Here is a 3,734-nt window from a genome sequence, read left to right on the forward strand (position 1 = left end):
ATCAGAGATGATGCTTATAAATATATTTTACGAGGGGGAATTAACTTGACAGACTTACAATTAATAGGAAAGCAAGCAAAAGAAGCAGCTACTCAATTAGCTTTATTAGATACAAATCAAAAAAATCAATTACTAGAACATATGGCTACAGCAATTGAAAATAATACAGAAGAAATTTTCCAAGCTAACCAAATAGATCTTAACCAAGCTGATACCAATGGCATAAAAGACGTAATGAAAGATCGATTAAAACTAACAGAAGAACGAATTACAGCAATGGCTGAAGGGATACGTCACATAGGTCAACTAAAAGACCCTGTCGGTACTATAGAACATATGTGGAAAAACGAAGATGGACTGTCAATTGGACAAAAGCGTGTACCGATTGGCGTTATTGGCATTATCTATGAATCTCGTCCTAATGTGACAACAGATGCAGCTAGTTTATGTTTTAAATCCGGTAACGCTGTAATTTTGCGAGGTGGTAGAGAAAGCTTTTATTCTAATCAATTGTTGGTCAGCATTTTACAAGAAGCATTAAGCGCAAATCAATTTTCACCTTATGCAATCCAATTTATTGACGACACTTCCTATGAAACTGCTAATGAAATGATGGAGTTGACGGATGACTTAGATGTTCTCATTCCTCGTGGCGGAGCAGGTCTAATTACTCACGTCAAAGAAAACGCAAAAGTGCCAGTAATTGAGACCGGAACAGGAAATAACCATATTTATATCGATAAAGATAGCCAATTAGATATGGCGATTGATATCGTGGCTAATGCAAAAGCACAACGTCCTTCCGTTTGTAATGCATGTGAGACACTTTTAATTCACAAAGAAGTTGCTGCCTTCTTCTTACCAGCGCTTGAAGAAAAGTTAGTGGAACTTGGTATTGAACTTCGTGCAGATGAATGGGCTAGTGAATACCTTCCTTCAGCAACATTAGCAACAGAAGAGGATTGGTCAACTGAATTTTTAGATTATACTTTGGCAGTAAAAGTCGTCGATTCTATTGATGAAGCCATTGCACATATTAACCATTATAATACCAAACATTCAGAAGCGATCGTAACAGATAATTATTTTACAGCTCAGAAGTTTTTAGATGAAATCGATGCAGCTGCTGTTTACGTTAATGCTTCTACACGTTTTACTGATGGCTTTGTCTTTGGTTTTGGTGCCGAGATAGGTATTTCTACACAAAAGCTTCATGCCAGAGGTCCTATGGGACTTGAAGCTTTAACGAGTACAAAATATATTATCTATGGCGAAGGCCAAACTAGAAAGTAAGTTTCACGTGAAACAAAGCTTTCTCAAGTCATTTTTCATTCAATAGTTAATCCTAAGCCTGGAGTAATACTAATGGCTTATTCTTGATCTATTGCTAGCCCATGGATACGACCTTTGGATAAAGTAATATTGTCAAAGAAATTACTTCCAATCAATTGTGAACTTAATGAAAGCTAGCTCCTAGCCATTCTAGAGTAGAAAAATCACAATGAGCAAAGTAGGAAGTTGAGGAGGTTTTAGATGTTTTATTTTCATATAAGTTCATCTTTTCCGTTTTCTTTCATTCTAATAGAACTTACTGCTTAAGTCGGATGCAATAGACTAAAAATTTTGTTATTCTTAATAGTGAAAATTAGGAGGGAACCTTATATGAAAAACCGCTCAAATTTCTTAAATATTTTACTGATCTTTGTCGGATTGGTTTTAGCTAGTATACTGTTACAAGTTCTTTTGTCTTTAGCAACCGGCATTTTGGGCCTTATATTTAAATTTGGCATTCCATTGTTAATCATTGGCGGTGTTATTTATTGGTTAACATCGAAAGGACCGCGAAGATATAAAAGATAGTAAAGGGGAACGAACAATTGAATTGTTCGTTTCCTTTTTTTCATTTTTTATTTAGCAAGATTTTAAAACTATTTCTGTATCTACCTTGTAGACTTGAAACAAAGCAAATTCCTCGCTATAATACTTAAAGGACCTTAGAAGGCCAATACAAAAAAAGTGAGGAAATTTATTGATTACTGTAAATGATGTGAGTTTGCATTTTTCTGGCCGCAAACTTTTTGACAATGTTAATTTAAAATTTACGCCTGAAAATTGCTATGGCTTAATCGGAGCAAATGGTGCCGGAAAGTCCACTTTTTTAAATATTTTATCAGGTGAAATCGAACCCTCGACCGGATCAGTTACTATGGGACCCAATGAGCGAATGGCTGTATTAAAACAAAATCACTTTGATTATGAAGAATATCCTGTTATTGATACCGTTATTATGGGTCACAAACGTCTATATGAGGTAATGAAAGAAAAAGAAGAATTGTACGCAAAGCAAGACTTTACTGATGAAGATGGGATTCGAGCTGCCGAGTTAGAAACTGAATTTGCTGAATTAAATGGATGGGAAGCCGATTCCGAAGCTGCTGTACTTTTGCAAGGGTTAAAGCTTCCTGAAACATTACAACAAGCTAAAATGCATGATCTAACGGAAGCTCAAAAAGTCAAAGTGTTATTAGCACAAGCATTATTTGGCAAACCAGATGTGTTACTACTTGATGAGCCGACAAACGGGCTGGATATCCCTTCAATCAATTGGCTAGAAGAGTTTTTGATTAATTTCGAAAACACCGTTATCGTTGTTTCTCATGATCGACACTTTTTGAATAAAGTTTGTACTCATATGGCAGATTTAGATTACGGTAAAATTAAATTATATGTAGGAAATTATGACTTTTGGTTGGAATCTAGTCGATTAGCCACTAAACTGCAACAACAAGCAAATGCAAAAAAAGAAGAGCAAATTAAAGAACTACAAGAATTTATTGCTCGTTTTAGCGCAAATGCTTCAAAATCAAAGCAAGCAACATCACGTAAGAAAATGTTGGATAAAATTACTTTAGATGACATTCAACCTTCTTCTCGACGCTACCCGTTTATTAATTTTAAGCCTGAAAGAGAAATAGGAAATGATTTATTACAGGTAGAAAATGTCAGTGTGACAATTGAAGGAAAGAAGATCTTAGATAATATTTCTTTTACTTTGAATAAAAACGATAAAGTTGTTTTTCTTGCTCAAGACGATATTACAACAACTACGCTATTAAATGTGCTTGCTGGCCGGACCACACCTGATACAGGTACTGTACGTTGGGGGGTCACTACGAGTCAAGCTTATATGCCTAAAGATGCGAGTGAAGAATTTGATAGTGAACTAAGTATTTTGGATTGGCTTCGAACCTACGCTGATAAAGAAGAAGACGATAATACTTTTTTGCGTAGCTTTTTAGGTAGAATGTTATTTTCTGGCGAAGAAGTTAATAAAAAGGTAAATGTGCTTTCTGGTGGTGAAAAAGTTCGCTGTATGTTATCTAAATTAATGCTATCAAAAGCCAACGTTTTACTCTTAGATGAACCAACGACTCATTTAGACTTAGAATCGATTACAGCATTAAATAACGGATTAGTGGACTTTAATGGAGCGTTACTTTTCACTTCACATGACCATGAATTTATACAAACCTTGGCTAACCGTGTCATTGTCGTTTCTGATCAAGGTGTTGTCGATCGTATGGACACAACTTATGACGAATTCTTAGAAAATGAAGCAGTGCAAGAACGTGTTACTCAATTACTCAAGTTTCGCACACCAAATTCGGTAGATAAGCCTTGATATAATTGGGCAGCGTATCGATCCAGAGCTGCAGTTGACTTTCAATGAAGTC

The 3,734-nt window shown here is 35.5% G+C and carries 3 protein-coding genes; all 3 read left to right on the forward strand.

The annotated features are described in order from the left end of the window. Nucleotides 1-39 precede the first annotated feature (39 nt). The 3 genes from G577_RS0110105 (at nucleotide 40) to G577_RS0110115 (ending at nucleotide 3,682) form a co-directional block, all read left to right on the forward strand. On the forward strand, nucleotides 40-1,293 hold the full coding sequence (locus tag G577_RS0110105) for a glutamate-5-semialdehyde dehydrogenase (protein WP_244869465.1): 1,254 nt from the start codon (nucleotides 40-42) through the stop codon (nucleotides 1,291-1,293). A gap of 369 nt (nucleotides 1,294-1,662) precedes the next feature. Continuing rightward, the gene (locus tag G577_RS0110110; RefSeq protein ID WP_028791064.1) at nucleotides 1,663-1,860 is read left to right on the forward strand and encodes a hypothetical protein; all 198 of its coding nucleotides are present in this window, start codon (nucleotides 1,663-1,665) and stop codon (nucleotides 1,858-1,860) included. Between the two features lie 169 nt (nucleotides 1,861-2,029). Further along, nucleotides 2,030-3,682 carry an ABC-F family ATP-binding cassette domain-containing protein gene (locus G577_RS0110115; protein ID WP_028791065.1) on the forward strand — a complete coding sequence of 551 codons (1,653 nt, stop codon included), beginning with the start codon at nucleotides 2,030-2,032 and terminating at the stop codon, nucleotides 3,680-3,682. The last annotated feature ends 52 nt before the right edge of the window (nucleotides 3,683-3,734 follow it).

Origin of the sequence: Tetragenococcus muriaticus DSM 15685 (genome assembly GCF_000423785.1) — a bacterium.
Classification (GTDB): domain Bacteria; phylum Bacillota; class Bacilli; order Lactobacillales; family Enterococcaceae; genus Tetragenococcus; species Tetragenococcus muriaticus.

Coding starts and splice junctions, on each gene's coding strand:
- G577_RS0110110 (WP_028791064.1), top strand. CDS start 1,663: ATGAAAAACCGCTCAAATTTCTTAAATATTTTACTGATCTTTGTCGGA.